General features: G+C 64.7%; 14 protein-coding genes. 12 read left to right on the forward strand and 2 right to left on the reverse strand.

Translation table 11 applies throughout. The features are described from left to right. Nucleotides 1-27 precede the first annotated feature (27 nt). The 4 genes from ACYG9Y_RS26960 to ACYG9Y_RS26975 all read left to right on the forward strand — a co-directional run bounded on the left by ACYG9Y_RS26960 (nt 28) and on the right by ACYG9Y_RS26975 (nt 6,366). Nucleotides 28-2,211 carry a primosomal protein N' gene (locus tag ACYG9Y_RS26960; RefSeq protein WP_023684089.1) on the forward strand — a complete coding sequence of 728 codons (2,184 nt, stop codon included), beginning with the start codon at nt 28-30 and terminating at the stop codon, nt 2,209-2,211. 337 nt (nt 2,212-2,548) lie between these two features. Continuing rightward, a complete protein-coding gene (locus tag ACYG9Y_RS26965; protein WP_245260375.1) occupies nt 2,549-4,696 on the forward strand; it encodes a TonB-dependent receptor in 2,148 nt (715 codons plus the stop codon). Between the two features lie 15 nt (nt 4,697-4,711). Further along, nucleotides 4,712-5,086, forward strand: a complete 375-nt coding sequence (locus ACYG9Y_RS26970; protein WP_156929802.1) for a hypothetical protein — start codon at nt 4,712-4,714, stop codon at nt 5,084-5,086. Further along, entirely contained in the window at nt 5,083-6,366 is a 1,284-nt protein-coding gene (locus ACYG9Y_RS26975) for a RhtX/FptX family siderophore transporter (protein WP_023737915.1), read from the forward strand. Before ACYG9Y_RS26970 ends, ACYG9Y_RS26975 begins: the two co-directional genes overlap by 4 nt. 11 nt (nt 6,367-6,377) lie before the next feature. On the opposite strand, the gene ACYG9Y_RS26980 is transcribed toward ACYG9Y_RS26975, so the two are convergent. Then, nucleotides 6,378-7,544: an MFS transporter gene (locus ACYG9Y_RS26980; RefSeq protein ID WP_023737914.1), complete on the reverse strand. Its 1,167-nt coding sequence runs from the start codon at nt 7,542-7,544 to the stop codon at nt 6,378-6,380. A 244-nt stretch (nt 7,545-7,788) separates the two neighbouring features. Between ACYG9Y_RS26980 and ACYG9Y_RS26985 the strand changes: the two genes are divergently transcribed. From ACYG9Y_RS26985 to ACYG9Y_RS27005, 5 genes are all read left to right on the forward strand, one after another. Next, nucleotides 7,789-9,450 carry an IucA/IucC family protein gene (locus ACYG9Y_RS26985; protein ID WP_245264392.1) on the forward strand — a complete coding sequence of 554 codons (1,662 nt, stop codon included), beginning with the start codon at nt 7,789-7,791 and terminating at the stop codon, nt 9,448-9,450. Continuing rightward, nucleotides 9,447-10,511: a GNAT family N-acetyltransferase gene (locus tag ACYG9Y_RS26990; protein WP_023684094.1), complete on the forward strand. Its 1,065-nt coding sequence runs from the start codon at nt 9,447-9,449 to the stop codon at nt 10,509-10,511. Before ACYG9Y_RS26985 ends, ACYG9Y_RS26990 begins: the two co-directional genes overlap by 4 nt. After that, entirely contained in the window at nt 10,508-12,328 is a 1,821-nt protein-coding gene (locus ACYG9Y_RS26995; protein WP_050593105.1) for an IucA/IucC family protein, read from the forward strand. The genes ACYG9Y_RS26990 and ACYG9Y_RS26995 overlap by 4 nt, the downstream gene beginning before the upstream one ends. Then, nucleotides 12,325-13,659 carry a lysine N(6)-hydroxylase/L-ornithine N(5)-oxygenase family protein gene (locus tag ACYG9Y_RS27000; protein ID WP_023737911.1) on the forward strand — a complete coding sequence of 445 codons (1,335 nt, stop codon included), beginning with the start codon at nt 12,325-12,327 and terminating at the stop codon, nt 13,657-13,659. Before ACYG9Y_RS26995 ends, ACYG9Y_RS27000 begins: the two co-directional genes overlap by 4 nt. Nucleotides 13,660-13,769: 110 nt before the next feature. After that, complete coding sequence (locus ACYG9Y_RS27005; RefSeq protein ID WP_023684097.1) at nt 13,770-14,465, forward strand: aspartate/glutamate racemase family protein; 696 nt, start codon at nt 13,770-13,772, stop codon at nt 14,463-14,465. Nucleotides 14,466-14,481: 16 nt separating this feature from the next. Here ACYG9Y_RS27005 and ACYG9Y_RS27010 read toward each other — a convergent pair whose 3' ends face one another. Then, nucleotides 14,482-14,670 carry a hypothetical protein gene (locus ACYG9Y_RS27010; protein WP_023684098.1) on the reverse strand — a complete coding sequence of 63 codons (189 nt, stop codon included), beginning with the start codon at nt 14,668-14,670 and terminating at the stop codon, nt 14,482-14,484. Between the two features lie 138 nt (nt 14,671-14,808). Between ACYG9Y_RS27010 and ACYG9Y_RS27015 the strand changes: the two genes are divergently transcribed. The 3 genes from ACYG9Y_RS27015 (at nt 14,809) to atpA (ending at nt 17,540) form a co-directional block, all read left to right on the forward strand. Further along, nucleotides 14,809-15,204 carry an AGROH133_08824 family phage infection protein gene (locus ACYG9Y_RS27015; RefSeq protein ID WP_023684099.1) on the forward strand — a complete coding sequence of 132 codons (396 nt, stop codon included), beginning with the start codon at nt 14,809-14,811 and terminating at the stop codon, nt 15,202-15,204. A 246-nt stretch (nt 15,205-15,450) separates the two neighbouring features. Next, nucleotides 15,451-16,011 (forward strand): F0F1 ATP synthase subunit delta, encoded by a 561-nt coding sequence (locus ACYG9Y_RS27020; RefSeq protein ID WP_023684100.1) that lies wholly within the window; start codon nt 15,451-15,453, stop codon nt 16,009-16,011. Beyond that, complete coding sequence (gene atpA, locus ACYG9Y_RS27025) at nt 16,011-17,540, forward strand: F0F1 ATP synthase subunit alpha (protein ID WP_023684101.1); 1,530 nt, start codon at nt 16,011-16,013, stop codon at nt 17,538-17,540. Before ACYG9Y_RS27020 ends, atpA begins: the two co-directional genes overlap by 1 nt. Nucleotides 17,541-17,544: the final 4 nt, after the last annotated feature.

The raw sequence follows: 17,544 nt of genomic DNA on the forward strand, positions 1-17,544 counted from the left end.
ACCAAAGTCGGGGCAAGGTCACGCCCGATGATCGAAGATTCGCCCTTTGTCGCAGCCGCGCCGGTGCTGGTGCCGATGCCGGCCGAACGGCCCTACACCTACGCTGTGCCTGCCGGCGTGCGCGTGGTGCCGGGCTCGATCGTGCGCGTGCCGCTCGGTCCGCGCCAGGTTGCCGGCATCGTCTGGGATGGTGCGGTCGAGAATATCGACGCCAAAAAGCTGCGCCCGATCGAACAGGTCTTCGACTGCCCGCCGATCGACCGCGGCATGCGCCGCTTCGTCGACTGGGTGGCGCAGTACACGCTGTCGCCGCCCGGCATGGTGGCGCGCATGCTGTTGCGCGCGCCGGAGGCGTTCGATCCCGAACCATGGATCGAGGGCCTGCAGCGGACCCTCGTCATGCCCGACCGGATGACGGATGCCAGGACGCGCGTGCTGGAGACGGCGGAAGGGGGGCTTGCCTGGACGCGATCCGGCCTGGCGCACGCGGCGGGCGTGTCGTCGACGGTGGTCGAGGGACTCAAGGCGCAAGGCGTGTTCGAGACGGTGATGATCCCGCCTCGACCGGTGGTCGCCGCGCCCGATCCCTCCTACGCCATGCCGGAGCTGATGCCGGACCAGGCAGACGCGGCCGCCATGCTGCGCGCCAATGTCGCGGCCGCTGCTTTCAACGTCACGCTGCTCGACGGCGTCACCGGCTCGGGCAAGACGGAAGTTTATTTCGAGGCGGTGGCGGCAGCCCTCGACCAGGGCAGGCAGGTGTTGATCCTGCTGCCGGAGATCGCGCTGACGCATGCCTTCCTCGAACGCTTCCAGCAGCGTTTCGGCGCCAAGCCGGCGGAATGGCATTCCGACCTGCCGCCCCGAATGCGCGAAAAGGTCTGGCGACAGGTGGCGGAAGGCGGCGTGCGCGTCGTTGCCGGGGCGCGTTCGGCGCTGTTCCTGCCGTTCCGCGAGCTCGGGCTGATCGTCGTCGACGAGGAGCACGACCCCGCCTACAAGCAGGAGGATCGCGTCTTCTACAATGCGCGCGACATGGCGGTGGTGCGCGGCCATATCAGCGGCTTCCCGGTGGTGCTGGCGTCGGCGACGCCATCGGTCGAAAGCCGGGTCAATGCGCAGCAGGGCCGCTACAGCAGGGCGGTGCTGTCGGCGCGCTTTGCCGAAGCCGCGCTTCCCGATCTCAAGACGATCGACATGCGGCGCGCGCCGCCGGCCCGCGGCGGCTTTCTGTCGCCGCTGCTGATCGACCAGATGCAACGTACGCTGGAGAAGAAGGAGCAGTCGCTGCTGTTCCTCAACCGGCGCGGCTATGCGCCGCTGACGCTGTGCCGTGTCTGCGGCCACCGCTTCGGCTGCCCGGTTTGTTCGGCCTGGCTGGTCGAGCACCGCTTTCGCGGCCAACTCGTCTGCCATCATTGCGGGCACAATGAGAAGCGGCCGGAGGCTTGCCCGGAATGCGGCACGCTCGACCATCTGGTCGCCTGCGGGCCTGGCGTCGAGCGGATAGCTGAAGAAGTCGTGGCGCATTTCCCCGACGCGCGCACGATCGTCCTGTCATCCGATTTGATGGGTGGAGTGCGCCGGCTGCGGCTGGAGCTCGAGGCCATTGCCAATGGCGAGGCCGACATCGTCATCGGCACGCAGCTGGTCGCCAAGGGCCATAACTTTCCCAACATGACGCTGGTCGGTGTCGTCGATGCCGATCTCGGCCTCGCCAATGGCGATCCCCGCGCCGCTGAGCGCACCTTCCAGTTGCTCAGCCAGGTGACCGGCCGCGCCGGCCGCACCGGCAAGAAGAGCCTCGGCCTGCTGCAGACTTTCCAGCCGGACCATCCGGTGATGCGGGCGATCGTCTCGGGCGATGCCGAGGCCTTTTACGAACGCGAGATCACTGAGCGCGAACGGGCAGCCCTGCCGCCCTTCGGCAGGCTTGCCGGCGTCATCGTCAGTGCGGTGACGCGGGCCGAGGCCGAAGGCCACGCGCGCGGCCTGCGCCGTGCAGCACCCCAGGCCAGCGACCTGTTCGTGCTCGGTCCGGCCGAGGCGCCGCTGTCGCTGCTCGGTGGGCGCCATCGTTTCCGTTTGCTGATCCAGGGTGAAAAGCGCGCCGACATCCAAGGCTTCATCCGCACCATGCTGGCCGAAGGGCCGAAGCAGCGCGGCTCGGTCCGCGTGCAGGTCGACATCGATCCGCAGAGCTTCTTGTAAGCACAAAGGCTGACGCCGCCGCCGGCCGCCCGTAAGCCGTTTGTCAAGAAAACTCAGCATCTTAGTGCCGGCTAAAATGCGCGCCGTTCATGTACCCGGCTCTCATCCGCTCGCTGACTAATCCTGATTTGAAAAGCCACAAAATAAATGTTGACTCGTTTTATCATGAATTATAACTGGGCCTTTCCGCTCTGGCGCTGGGGACCAGGGCATGGATGGGGACAGCATGCGCAGATTTTTCAGTACGCTTCTTTGGTCATCGGCTTTGGGTTCGTCGATTATGGCAGGCGCGGCATTTGCCCAGGAAGCCGCTCCGACGGACCAGCAGGGAGCCACCGTGCTCGATCAGATCCTGGTCACCGGCCGCAATGAAAGGTCGATTTCCAGCGTTGCCCAGTCCGTTCAGGTCGTGGAACGGCAACAGGTCGAGGAAGCAACGCAGGAAAATATCGACGCCGCGACCCTGATCAGCCGCATCGTCCCCGGCTACGCGCCACGCAACCAGACCATTTCCGGCGCTTCGGAAACCTTCCGCGGGCGCAGCGTTCTCATCATGGTCGACGGTGTGCCGCGCAACACACCGCTGCGGGACGTCTCACGCATCCTGTCGATGATCGACCTGAATTCGGTCGAGCGCATCGAAGTCATCAATGGCGCGTCCAGCCTTTATGGCGCCGGCGCCACCGGCGGCACGATCAACTTCATCACCAAGCGCGGCGACAGCGACAAGCCGAAGGTGACGGTGCGCACCGGCGTCACCGCCTTCACCGAAAACCCCGGCAAGTCGGCCGGGCCAAGCACCAGTGTCTCAGTCGAGGGCAAGAAAGGCGATTTCGACTATTTCTTCTCGGCGTCCGGTGATCTGTCGCGCCGCACCTATGACGGCCACGGCAACGAGGTGGCTTCCGACGCCATGCTTGGGCAAGGCGGCGGCGACCGCACCGGCACGGGCAATCTCTTCGGCGTGGCCGGCTACCAGTTCGATTCCAGGCGCTTCGAGGCCAGCGTCGACTGGACCTATGCCAACCAGAAGCCGGACTGGTTCACCGATTACACGACCAATCCCGTCTCCCCGGATTTCGGCGATCCCTATGAAGGCAAGCCGCTGAAGGAAGATTCGAAATATCTGACCGCCAAATACACCGACAGCGACTTCGCGCTCGGAAACCTCGAGGTCAAGGCGTTCTACAACGACATCTTCAAGCAGTCGCCCTTTACCAAATTCTCGGCCGTCAACAGCCAGGTGTATTTACCGACGAACCCGACGCGGCCGGTGATCCTGCCGCCGGGTACGGACCCGACCGCCGACTTCAACCAGACGGCGCTGCAATCGCGGCGCAGCGGCGTCAACCTGACCGTCAACACGCCGATGGACTTTATCACTCAGGGCAGCACACTGACCTGGGGCGCCGACTACGTTTTCGATGCCACCGATCAGCAGCTGACCAACGGCCAGGACGCCATCTCGCCCACGACCCAGAACTCGGTTGCCTTGTTTGCGCAGGGCGAAATTCCGGTGACGGATCGCTTTCGCATCAGCGGCGGCGCGCGCTACGACCAGTTTTATCTCAACGTTGAAGACTTCACCCGGCCTGCCGCTGCCGTTCTGCTAGGCCGGAACATTATCGGCCTGCCGGCGATCCAGGTGACCGGCGGCTCGTTCGACTACGACGCCGTCACCTTCAACGCCGGCGCCGTCTACGATCTGACCGAAAGGATGCAGCTTTTCGGCAATTTCTCGCAAGGCTACAGCCTGACCGACATTGGCGGCTTCACCCGCCGGGCCGGGTTGAACTCCAACGCCGAAACCTGCGACGCCTATGGCACCGCCATCCGGCCGCTGCTGCCGTGCACCAACGCGCCGGATTACGCGATCAGCTATGCCGATATCGCGCCTGAACCCCAGCTGGTGAACACCTGGGAAGCCGGTCTGCGCGGCGATTGGGGCGACTATCGCGGCGGCGTCAGCACCTATCTGTCGACCTCGGACAACGGCGTCAACTACGACATCGTCAACAACCGGGTATCGCAGCAGAAGGAACGTATCTGGGGCGTCGAAGCCAATCTCGAGGCAGACCTCAGCGGCATGTTCACGCTGGGCGGATCGGTCGGCTATGTCGAAGGCAAATACGACGCGGATCGCGACGGCCACATCGAAGCGAACGAGTATCTGCCGAACAACCGTGTCCCCTCGACCTACAGGGGCCTGGTCTATCTCACCACCCGTTTCGAGAACGAGCTGACCCTGCGCAGCGAGTTGGAGCTGTTTTCCGGACGCGACCGCATCGCCACCCAGGAACTGGACGGTGCAGCACTGGTCAATCTCGCCGTCTCGAAGACGTTCGGCAATGAAAGCGTGCTGAACCTTGCCGTGCGCAATGTGTTCGACACCTACTACATCAACCCTTCCGCATCGGCGACCCGCGGCGCCGACGTTCCGGGTCTGGGACGTTCGGTTGCGTTGTCCTACCAGATCACATTCTGAGGGGCGGCGGTGGCGGTGTCTCTCCAACGAAACGGTGCATTAGTCTCGCTGCTGGCAGAAGCGCCAGCCGATCCGGCGGATGGCGCGCGCTATATCGAGGCGCTCGGCCGCCTTTCGCAGGAACGGGAGCCGTTCGTGCTCCTGGTCGATATCCGCATCGAGATCGCGCTGAGCGACGCCCAGCGCAAGGCGCAAAACCTCTGGTACAAGGCGGAACGCGAGCAGCTCGAAAAAGCCTGCCGCGCCTGTGCGCTGGTGCGCCCCGCCGCCGACGAGAACATGCAGCGCGTCTGGCAAAGCCTGTTCGGCTTTCCAGTGCTCGTCACCCGCGGCCGGGCGGAGGCCGGCGCCTTCCTGAACGGTTACGCACCGAAGGACTATGACGAATGAGCGCCGACGCAGACAGGCTGGCGCCTGCTGGGCTTTCGCGCTTGCGGCTTTTCGTCGTCCTGGCCTGTCTCTATCTGGCGCAGGCCGTCCCGAGCTATCTGTTTGCCGCGGCGATCCCGCCGATCCTGCGTGAGCAAGGCGTGTCGCGCACCGCCATCGGCATGATGGCGCTGCTGATGCTGCCGCTGGTGCTGAAATTCCTGTGGGCGCCGCTGGTCGATCGCTTTCGGCCAGTGGTCCGCGCCCATCGCGCCGGCTGGGTCATCATCACCCAGATCGGCGTCATCGCCGGCATCGCGGCCATGCTTTGGATCGAGCCGACCGATGTCGCCGGTATCTTTGCCGTCGGCCTTGTCGTGAGCCTGTTGATGTCGACCCAGGACATCGCCACCGACGGCTACGCGGCCAAATATCTCGACCCGAAGGACAGGCCGATCGGCAATGCGATCCAGGGCGGCGCCGTCGCGCTCGGCGTCGTTCTCGGCGGCACGCTCGGCCTGTTGGCTTATCATCATGCCGGCTGGCAAACCATGGTGGCCATGGTGGCCGCGTTGTCCATCATCCCGCTGGTCGCCGCCTTCGCCATGCGCGAGACCGATCCCGTCGCCAGCGCGCCGCAGGCGGCCATCGACCGCCCCTCGATCCTGCGCTTTCTGCGCCGGCCGGAGGCACGCCAGATCCTGTGGATCGCGCTCATCTACCGCGCCAGCGAGGGGCTGGTGAAGTCGATGGAAGGCTCCTATCTCGTCGATGCCGGCGTGCCGCTCGATATCATCGGTTATCTCTCGGGCGGTGCCGCGCTCACCGTCGGGCTCGGCGGCTCGGCGCTGGCGGCGTGGCTGCTGCACAACAGGGGCGCCGCCTCGGTGCTCGGCCTGCTCGGCGCGCTGCGAACCATCTGCTTCCTGATCTTCGCGCTGCACGCTTTCGGCGCTATCGCCGGCTTCTGGCCGATCTTCGGCGCCTCGTTCCTGCAGACGCTGGTGCGCTACATGGAGATCGTGGCGCTCTACAGCCTGTTCATGTCCGTCACGTCGTCGGACCAACCCGGCACCGATTTCACCATCCTGTCCTGCGCCCAGCTCATCGTCTACCTCGTCGGCTCCATGCTTGCCGGCCGCCTTGCCGACATGCTCGGCTACTCCGCGTTGTTCACCCTGGCGACAGTGCTGTCGGGCATCGCCGTGGTGGCGACCTATCGCATGCTGAATGCCCATTTCGCCGATGCCGCAAAGACCCAGCCAGGAACGCCGATGCCGCTGCCGGAGGTCGCCGAATGAGCGCGGGTTCGCTAGTGCTTATGAACCATGGCTGCAAGACCGGCGGCGGCCAGAGCCAGCGCCGCGCAGCCGGCCAGCGGCGCAAAGGGCCAGAGCGTGAAGGCGAAGCCGCCGGCCAATGCGCCGATGCTCTGGCCGAGCACATGGGTGCTGGTGAGCCAGCCGGCCGCCGCGCCCTGCTCGCCGGGCTCCAGGCGCTTCATCAGCCAGGCGGTGTAGCCGGGTGTAGCCAGGGCAATGCCGGCCGCTGCCACCACCAGAGACGCTGCCGAGGCAGCATGGCTGGCCGTGACGGCCAGCGCCGTCATGCCGACGCAAACCATGAGACAGCCGACGACGACGCTGATGCGCTCGGCCAGCCGCAGGCGCGCCACGACCAGCCCCTGAACCAGGACCATGACGACCGCAACCAGCATCAGGGCCAGGCCGGTCAACGTCGTGGCCTGCGTCGCACCAAGGCCAAAACGCTGCTGGGTCATCGGGCCGAGCATCATCTGCACCTGTCCGAAGCCGAGCGTCAGGCACAAGCCCATCGCCAGGCAAGGCAGAGCGCGGCGATCGAAGGGCGATATTCCACGGCCGACGTCGGCCGCCCTGCCGTCGGTCCGTCCGCCGGCTTCCCCTTTGCCCCGCGCGAGCCACAGCAACAGCGGGCTGAACAGGAACAGGATGGGCGGCAGCAGCGGCGACAGGACGGCAGCCGTTGCCGCCAGCGCGCCGGCCAGCCGCCCCATGCTGACGCCGGCGCCAAGCAGTCCCAGCGCGGCCTGTCGCCTGTCATCGGCAGCCGAGCGGCTGGCCCAGACCTGCGCCGTCGGCATGACGCCGGACGCGGCAAAACCGTACACGGTTCGCGAAAGCATCAGCAAAGCGATGCCCAGCGCGGCTCCCGTGCCGGCCATCAGCAGAATGGCGAACACCGCCTGGCCGGCCAGCATGGCGAGGCCAAGCAGGCGCAGCAGCCTGGCGTGGCCGAGCCGCTCGCCCATGCGACCCCACAGCGGCGAGCCGACCAGAAAGGCCGCCGCGCCGACAGCAGTTGCCGCCCCGATGGCAAACGTGTCGAGCCTCAGCCGCTCCATCACCAGGGGAACGAGCGATACGAAGGCCGACTGGCCGAAGCCGATTGCCGAGACCGCGGTTGCCAGGCGGCGCAGAAGCGAAGATCGATTTTTCATACGGGTCGTCACAAGACCAAGCTTATTTCTTGTTCAGAATAGATAATCAACAGAAATGTTTAAAGACGACAACGTATAAATGCAATGCATGCAGTTATTGGGATTTATGGGGATGCACATGGAACAAGTAAAACCAGAATCTTCCTCTGCATTAAGCCCGTTACTCAATGCGTTGCTGCGGGAATGGGATAGCTGGGAATTCGTCGACGCCAGGCAAACCGGGCTGTTTCGGCCGCAGGCAGCCGTGCTGCGTCTGAATTTCCCTGCCTCGCGCGCGGCGGTGCTCGTCGAGGCGCGGCATCGCTCGAAGGTTGGTTACCACGATTTAGCGATGCCGCTCTGGCGCCTCGATATTAGCAACGAGGGGGCCGATGGCGAAGCGACCGAGATCGACCTTTTCAGCCTTTTGGCGCTGATCCTGGCGGATCCCGACATTGCCGGCCGGGCGACAGCGAAAAGCCGACTGACCTTCCTGCGCCGCAGCCTGGCCAGCATCGCCGCAATCGCTGACGCGACTGCGGCGCGTGGATCGTCGCGGCCCTTCTCCGAAGGCGATCCTGACTTCATCGATGCCGAAAGCGCCCTGCGCTTCGGCCATGCCGTGCATCCGGCGCCGATGAGTCGCGAAGAGTTCACGCACACGGATTCCGCGCGCTTCGGGCATGAATACTGCAATGCGTTCAAACTGCGCTGGTGGGCCGTCGACCCGACCATCCTCACTGGAGGCAGCGTCGAGCCGCTAGATGTCACCGAGATGGTCCGCGGGCTTGCCGCCAGCGATCCGCAGCTGCTTGCTCGGGCTGGCAAGCAACAGGGCAAGGTTCTCGTTCCGATGCATCCGTGGCAGGCCGTACGGCTCATGCTGGAAGACCGCGTCGAGCGCCTGTTTCGCGCCGGTCGTATCGTCGATGTTGGGCTCGGCGGACCAGCGTGGCGGGCCACGACCTCGCTGCGCACGGTTCATTCGTCTGAAGCCGAGTGGATGCTGAAATTCTCGCTCAGCCTGCGCCTGACCAATTCCAGGCGCATCGTCGAGGAGCATGAGTGCCGGCGCGGCCTTTCGGTGCACCGGCTGGTCAAGGGCAAGCTCGGCTATGCCTTGCAGCGGCGCTGCCCGACCATGACGGTGCTGGGTGAGCCCGCCTGGTTCGGCCTGCGTGACGAAGACGGCCGGCTGATGACGGATACCATCGTCTCGCTTCGCGAAAATCCGTTTCGCGGCACGGGCAATCCGCCGGCTGCCGTTCTCGGCGCGCTTTGCGAGCGCCATCCCGGCCGTACCGAAAGCCATCTGTCCGACCTGGTCCACCGTATCGCCCGCGACGAGAAGCGACCTGTCGAGGAAACGGCGCGTTTGTGGTTCGAGCGTTTCCTTCATGCCGCCATCGAGCCGTTTATCGTTGCCTTCTCGGAATTCGGCCTGCTGTTCGGCGCCCATCAGCAGAACCTCGTCGTCGGCCTCGCCGGCGGCTGGCCGAATGCGCTCTATTTTCGCGACTGCCAGGGCACCGGTTATGTCGAGGAATTCCTGCCCAGGCTGCGCGAATTCGTGCCCGGGGCTGGTCAGGCGGGCGATCATGTCTTCCCAGCGGAAGCGGCCGCGAAGCTGTTCGGCTACTATCTGGTCGTCAATGGCGCTTTCGCCGCCGTCGCAGCCCTTGCGGCCGCTGGCCTCACCAACGAAGACGATCTGCTGGCGATATTCCGCCGCTCGCTCGAGCGGCTGGCCGCCACGCCGATGGCTGACCGGTCCTGCGTCGACTATTTGCTCAACGCGCCGACGCTCGCCGCCAAGGGCAATTTCCTGATCGCGCTGCGCGACATCAATGAGAACACCGAAGTGACCGACCCGCTGGCAGGTTACGTCGAGCTTCCGAACCCCCTGCATGTGAGAGAATACGCATGAACATCGAGGCTGCGAAAAACTGGTCACCCGCCACCGTCGCCGGCAACGAAGGATGGCAGCATCTGGCCTCGGCCGCGGAGCCGCTCGCCATCCGTGCCGGCGATGGCCATGTCAGCCTGGTCAACGCTGAGGGAACAGCGGTGGGACAGGCCCGCATCTCCGACGCGGATGGCCGCCTGCTCATCGACGATGTCGCGTTCATTGGCGGCCGCCTCGACCAACCGCAAATCCTGGCAGGTCTCGTCGACGCCGCGCTGCGCCTGCATCCTTCCTTCGACTGCGCCTTCCTGCCGGCGGCCAAGACGCTGTGGCCGGTTTCGGCGCTGGCCACCGAGACGGTTCCGGGTGAACCGGAATGCGCCGTCATCCATCGCTCGGTCCTGCGCCAGCTGCCGCTGCTGTGGCGCAGCCAGGCCTCGCATGTCACCTATCCGGCATTGACGACCGCTATCGGCCCGGAAGACCGGCTGCCGCCATTGCGCCAACCGCGCCCCTGCGGCCCGATGTACGAACGCTGGATTCCGGAAATCGGCCTCACCGTGTCGCTGCGGCCGATCGACCGCAGGACCGATCTCGACCTCTTCCATCGCTGGATGAACGATGGCCGCGTCGCCTTCTTCTGGGAACTTGCCCAGAGCCATGAGGATCTCGACAAATATCTCGCCGAGCAGGAAAGCGATCCGCATATTTTCGGCGTCATCGCCAGCTTCGACGGCGAGCCGACCGGCTATTTCGAGTTCTACTGGGCCAAGGAGGACCGGCTCGGGCCCTATTATGAGCCGCTCGACTGGGACCGCGGCTGGCATGGACTGATCGGCAATATGCGCCATCTCGGCCGGCCGAAGACGCTGTCACTGTTCCGCTCCGTCACCCACTATCTGTTCCTCGACGAGCCGCGCACGCAGCGCGTCGTCGGCGAGCCACGCGCCGCGCACCAGAAGATGCTGAGCTATTGCGCCGGCGCCGCCTACGACAAAGTCAAGGAGTTCGACTTCCCGCACAAGCGCGCGGCGCTGGTCTGCTGCGAACGCGAGCGCTTCTTCCGCGAGGTGCCGCTGTGACGGTGCAGCAACCGATTGCCAAAGCGGGGGAGGCGACACGCTGGGCCGCGATCAACCGCGACGCCGTCGCCAAGGCCATTTCCGAACTGACCTTCGAGGAGTGCCTGTCGCCGCGCGAGCTTTCGCCCGGCCGATGGGAGCTGACGCCCGGCCCCGGCGTGACCTATCGCTTTGCCGCGACGCGGCGCCTGTGGGGCCAGATCGCCGTCCGTCCGGAGACGCTGACTCGCGACGCAGGCATCGAGCTGCCGGTCGACGATGCGGTCGCCTTCTTCGCCGACGCGCGCGAGACGCTCGGCATGTCGCCGGCAACATTCTGCACCTATGCGAAGGAGCTTTACAACACGCTGATGGCCGACATGCGGATCGCCAAGGCACGCGGCAATCGACCGGCCGCCGATCTAGCCGCGCTGCCGGATACCGAGTTGCAGGCATTGCTCGACGGCCATCCGAAGGCCCCTGCCAACAAGGGACGGCTTGGCTGGGGACGGGACGACTTCGAGCGCTACGCGCCAGAATCGGCCACCGCATTCCAGCTCTTCTGGCTTGCCGCCGCCAGCGATCGCTGCCTGCTGGCGCTTGACTGCGGGCTCGACGAAGAGGCGCTGCTGCAGGCCGCACTCGGCGACTACGAGCGCGCAAGGCTCGAAGCGGCTTTCAGCGCCGCCGGGATCTCGCGATCGACGCATAGGCTGCTGCCGGTCCACCCCTGGCAGTGGCAGGCGATGATCGCCTCGCAATATGGTAGCGAGATCGCCGCCGGCCGGCTGGTGCCGCTTGGCCAGTTCGGCGATCCGTTCCTGCCCTTGCAGTCGCTGCGCACGCTTGCCAATGTGGCACGGCCCGAGGCGCTGCACGTCAAGCTGCCGCTGACCGTCCTCAACACCTCAGCGTGGCGCGGCGTGCCGGGCAAATACATGGCGATCGGCGCCGATCTGTCGCGCTGGCTGGCCACGGTGGCGGCCGCGGACCCGGTGCTCAAGGACGTCAAGGTCTTGCAGGAAGTCGCCGGCGCCTTCTATCCGCATCCGCACTATACCGGGGTTGAAGGCGCGCCCTATCAGTTTTGCGAGATGCTGGGCGCCATATGGCGCGAAAGCTCCGAAAAGGATCTGACAGCGGGCCAGCGGCCGATGATGATGGGCGCCCTGCCGCAGCGCGACGCGCATGGCAGGCCGATCGCCAGCGCCCTGATGGAGCAGTCCGGCCTTGGTCCGGAGGCATGGCTCGATCGCCTGTTCTCCACGGCCTTCGTGCCGCTCTACCACTTCATGTGCCGTTACGGCGTCGGCTTCATCGCCCATGGCCAGAACGTCACCATCATCCTCGACGGAGCGACGCCTCTCGGCGTGGCGGTCAAGGATTTCCAGGGCGACCTCGATCTCGTCGACCAGCCGTTTCCCGAACTGGCCGGCCTCGACCCCAAAATCCTGTCGACGCTGAAGCGCCGGCCGCCGGCACATCTTCTCCAGCATCTGCAAACGGGACACATCGTCAGCGTTCTGCGCTTCCTATCCGAGGCGCTGGCCGCCTATGACCGCTTCGACGAGAGGACTTTCTACGCCATCCTGGCCGCCGCCATCCGGCGCTACCAGGCGCAGAACCCGGATCTGTCGGAACGGTTCGCGCTCTTCGATCTGTTTGCTCCGAAGATCCCACGCATCGCCATCAACAAGGTGCGCTTCGCCATCGGCTACGGCGACAGCGGCGAACGCCCTCTGCCCGACCTTGGCACACCGCTCGACAATCCGCTTAACCCCGAGTCAGCCCGGCGATCTCCCATCAGCCCAGCCAGCTCCATAAGGAGTTCGCCATGACCCATACGCTTGACCTCGCAGGCATCGGCATCGGGCCGTTCAATCTCAGCCTCGCCGCCCATCTCGATGCGGTGGACGGCGTCGAAGCGCGCTTCTTCGATCGGGCGACGCGGCTCGAATGGCATCCGGGCATGATGCTGCCGGGCGTCGAACTGCAGACATCCTTCCTCAAGGATCTCGTCACCGCGACGCATCCGACCAGCCCATGGTCGTTCATGTCCTATCTGGTCGCGCAGAAGCGGTTCTATGAATTCCTCAACGCGGATTTCTCAGCCATCCCGCGGCCGGAATTCGCCCGCTATCTCGGATGGGTCGGCGAGAACTTGTCTTCGCTGCGCTTCGCCAGCGCCGTCGACCGGATCGACTTCGACGGAACGAATTTCAGGCTGCGTATCGGCCGCGAGCAGGTGAACGCGCGCAATCTCGCCATTGCCGTCGGGCTGGTGCCTAACATCCCCGCCTGGGCGCGGGCGGCGGCCTCCGATCAATGCTTCCACAACGCCCAGGCCGCCAACCGCCTCGATCGCCTGAGCGGACAGCGTGTCGCCGTGATCGGCGGTGGCCAGAGCGGCGCCGAAGTGCTTCTGCATCTGATCTCCTCCGACGGCTTCGCCGGCCGCGAAATCGAGTGGATCTCGATGCGGCCGAATTTCCTGCCACTGGACGACTCGCCTTTCACCGACGAACTCTTCACGCCGGGCTATGTCGAAAACTTCCATCGGCTGCCGCAAGGGCGGCGCGAGACGATCCTGGAACAGCAGCTGCTTGCCGGTGACGGCGCATCGACGAGCACGCTGAAGGCGATCTATCGCCAGCTTTACACGCTGCGGCACCTCTCGGAGGAAACGACGGCGGTCAACATGACGCCGCACCGCGAAGTGCTGAACGTGACGCGGGAAGGCAGCGAATACCGGCTGATCATGCGCAACGGCTTCGACGGCGCCATCGAGACGCGCACCGTCGATGCGGTGGTTCTGGCCACCGGCTATGCCTTTGCCATTCCTGATTGCATGGCACCGCTCATGAACAGGATCGCGCTGGACGAGCGCGGTCATTACAGGCTCAACGCCAGCTTCGAGGTCGAATGGGACGGGCCCGACGACCGCCGGATCTACGCACTCAATGCCGGCCGGCTCAGCCATGGCATAGCCGAGCCGCAGCTCAGCCTGATGGCTTGGCGCAGCGCCAAGATCGTCAATTCGCTGCTCGGGCGGGCACAGTTCGATCTCGATCTGCCCGATCCGCCGGTTGCCTGGAGTTCAAGGCACACGACACAAAGCCTGCATCATCTCGGCGCCAATGCGAGGATGACCGAATCGGGCGCGCGGTGATGTTTGTGGAGGCGGGCCGAAGAGCGTGGTACGGCGCGCGTTAAGATTGACATCGACCCGTAAAGCTTTTCTGTGAGAGAGATCGTTCGGTCCTGCTGGAGGCTCAGCGCATGAAAACCCTTGGCCTTATCGGCGGCATGAGCTGGGAATCGACGGCGATCTATTATCGCCTGCTCAACGAGATCGTGCGCGAGCGGCTGAGCGGGCTGCATTCGGCAAAGCTGTTGCTCTATTCCTTCGACTTCGCCGAAATCGCCGACCGGCAGCATCATGGCGACTGGGACAGTGCGGGCGTGCTGCTGGCGGATGCGGCGCGCAAGCTGGAGGCGGGCGGCGCAGAGGGGCTTTTGATCTGCACCAACACCATGCACAAGCTCGCCGACCGGGTGCAGGCGGCGGTGTCGATCCCGCTTATCCACATTGCCGACGCCACGGCCGTCGCGGTCAAGGGCGCCGGCGTCAAGCGGCCGGCGCTGCTGGCGACCCGCTTCACCATGGAGCAGGATTTCTACAAGGGCCGGCTGACGGAGAAATACGGGCTGCAGCCCGTGGTGCCGGACCAGGCCGGGCGCGACATGGTGCACCAGGTAATCTACGACGAGCTCTGCCGGGGCATCGTCAACGCGGCATCGAAGGCGGCCTATATCGACGAGGTCGCCCGTCTGCGGCGCGATGAGAAGATCGATGGCGTCATCATGGGCTGCACCGAGATCACCATGTTGATTGGCGAGCGCGATTTCGACATTCCGGTGTTCGACACCACGCGCATCCATGCCGAGGCGGCGGTCGCATTCATGCTGCCCTGAAGGGTCAAAAAAAGCATCAGGGCTGGGCAGCCACGGCGACATTGCCGCTGCCGGCCACTTTCAGCTTCCATCGATCTGCTTCCGTGCCGGCCAGATTGAGGTGCTTGGTCAGGAAATAAAGGCGATCGGTGTCGGGGCCTTTGGCTGTGCAAAACCGGTCCTGCAGATAGGAGGGAGGCGTCGCCTGATAATACAGGTTGGCCACGATGCTGGCCGGACGCGCGCGCGGCCTAAACAGCCTTCCGCTCCTTCACGAATTGCGTGCCAAAACTGCCGCGCGCTTGACTTCTTTTTGCAGCGACATTCAATACATCCGGCATTGCTGTGAGGGGATGAAAGCAAGATGGAATTTGCGTTTCCGTGGCCGACCAGCCAGGGCGAATGGCTGGCTTGGTCCAGCGCCGTCGTCACCTTGGCGCTCGGTCTGCTGTTTTTCCTCGCGCCAGGGCTGGCATTTCGGATTCTGCGGCTGCAGGTCCGGCCCGAAAGGGCAGCGGCAATCGCGGAAGGGCGCGGCCGCATGTCGGGCTTCTATCTCGGCGTCAGCCTGTGCTGCATTCTGTTGGCGCAGCCGTGGCTCTATATGGCACTCGGCTTTTCCTGGCTGTTCACCGCTTTTGGCCGTTTGCTGTCGATGATGTCGGACGGCGCCAACACGCCTTTCAACTGGGCGTCGATCGTCGTCGAACTCGTCCTGGCCGCGTTGCCGCTTGCCTTCGTCTTCGGCTTTCTGCCCTGAATCGGCAGCCAATCCAAAGGCTTCAGTTGAACTCTGCGGCCGGATGCGACAATAGTGCCCGAAAAGCATGCGGGACGACGCATTGCGGTCTTAAAATGCCTGTGCTAGACGGCAATCGACTTTCGGCCGGGGATAGCGGAAGCCGCGCCTCCGTGCTTGGAAAAACTTAGTAAGGTCAAAGATTTAGCCAGAGTTTTTGCTCGCGCCAACAATCTGCGGCCCCTCAGACAAGAGAAAAGACGGTCCGTGGCTCAATCGTCATCGCCAATCTCAGGTGTCGCAGAACGCTACGCGGGTTCGCTGTTCGAACTTGCGCGGCAGTCGAATTCGGTGGCCAAGGTCGAGGCCGACCTCAACAGTTTCGCCAAGATGCTGGATGACAGCGCCGACCTGACGCGCCTCATCAACAGCCCGGTGTTCTCCAGCGAGGACCAGGCCAAGGCAATCGCGTCGATCGCCGACAAAGCCGGCATCACCGGCCTGACCGGCAATTTTCTGCGCGTCGTCGCCCGCAACCGCCGGCTCTTCGCGGTGCCCGGCATGATCAAGGCTTTTCGCAAGATCGCCGCCGAACAGCGCGGTGAGACATCAGCCGAGGTCACTTCGGCGCATGAACTGACGGCTGCCCAGCAGACCGAACTCAAGGCCGCGCTGAAAGGCGTCGCCGGCAAGGACGTGGCCATCACTGTTACCGTCGATCCGTCGCTGCTCGGCGGGCTGGTGGTCAAGATGGGCTCGCGCCAGATCGATACGTCGCTCAAAACCAAACTCAATTCGCTCAAGCTTGCACTGAAAGAGGTCGGCTGATGGACATCCGCGCCGCGGAAATTTCCGCAATTCTCAAAGACCAGATCAAGAATTTCGGCAAGGAGGCCGAGGTCTCCGAAGTCGGCCAGGTGCTGTCCGTCGGTGACGGTATCGCTCGCGTCTACGGCCTCGACAATGTCCAGGCCGGCGAAATGGTCGAATTCCCCGGCGGCATCCGCGGCATGGCGCTCAACCTCGAAGCCGACAATGTCGGCGTCGTCATCTTCGGCGCCGACCGCGACATCAAGGAAGGCGACATCGTCAAACGCACCGGCGCCATCGTCGATACGCCTGTCGGCATGGGCCTGCTCGGCCGCGTCGTCGACGCGCTCGGGAATCCGATCGACGGCAAGGGCCCGATCAAGGCGACCGAACGCAAACGCGTCGACGTCAAGGCGCCAGGCATCATCCCGCGCAAGTCGGTCAACGAGCCGATGTCGACCGGCCTCAAGGCCATCGATGCGCTGATCCCGGTTGGCCGCGGCCAGCGCGAGCTGGTCATCGGCGATCGCCAGACCGGCAAGACCGCGATCATCCTCGACACGATGCTCAACCAGAAGGCCGTGCACGACAACGGGCCAGAAAAGGAAAAGCTCTACTGCGTCTACGTCGCCATCGGGCAGAAGCGCTCGACGGTCGCGCAGTTCGTGAAGGTTCTCGAAGAGCGCGGCGCGCTTGAATATTCGATCATCGTCGCCGCCACCGCTTCCGATCCGGCGCCGATGCAGTTCCTGGCGCCGTTCACCGGCGCCACCATGGGCGAATATTTCCGCGACAACGGCATGCATGCGCTGATCAGCTATGACGATCTGTCGAAGCAGGCCGTCGCCTATCGCCAGATGTCGCTCTTGCTGCGCCGCCCGCCGGGTCGCGAAGCCTATCCGGGCGACGTGTTCTACCTGCATTCGCGCCTGCTCGAGCGCGCCGCCAAGCTCAACGACGATCTGGGTGGCGGTTCGCTGACCGCGCTGCCGATCATCGAGACGCAGGCCAACGACGTGTCGGCCTACATCCCGACCAACGTGATCTCGATCACCGACGGCCAGATCTTCCTCGAAACCAACCTGTTCTTCCAGGGCATCCGTCCGGCGGTCAACGTCGGCCTGTCGGTGTCGCGCGTCGGTTCGTCGGCGCAAATCAAGGCGATGAAGCAGGTCGCCGGCTCGATCAAGGGCGAGCTCGCGCAGTACCGCGAAATGGCTGCGTTCGCGCAGTTCGGCTCCGATCTCGACGCCGCCACGCAGCGCCTGCTCAACCGCGGCTCGCGCCTGACCGAACTGTTGAAGCAGCCGCAGTTCTCGCCCCTCAAGGTCGAGGAGCAGGTCACGGTGATCTTCGCCGGCGTCAACGGCTATCTCGACAAGCTGGCGCTGAACCAGGTCGGCAAGTTCGAGCACGGCCTGCTCAGCCATATGCGCTCGGCCGGCAAGGACGTGCTGGACGGCATCCGCAAGGAAAAGGCGCTGTCGGACGATCTGCGCGCCAAGCTGAAGGCCGAGATCGACGCCTTCGCCAAGACCTTCGCTTGAGAAG

The sequence above is a fragment of the Mesorhizobium sp. W050 genome, assembly GCF_054719535.1.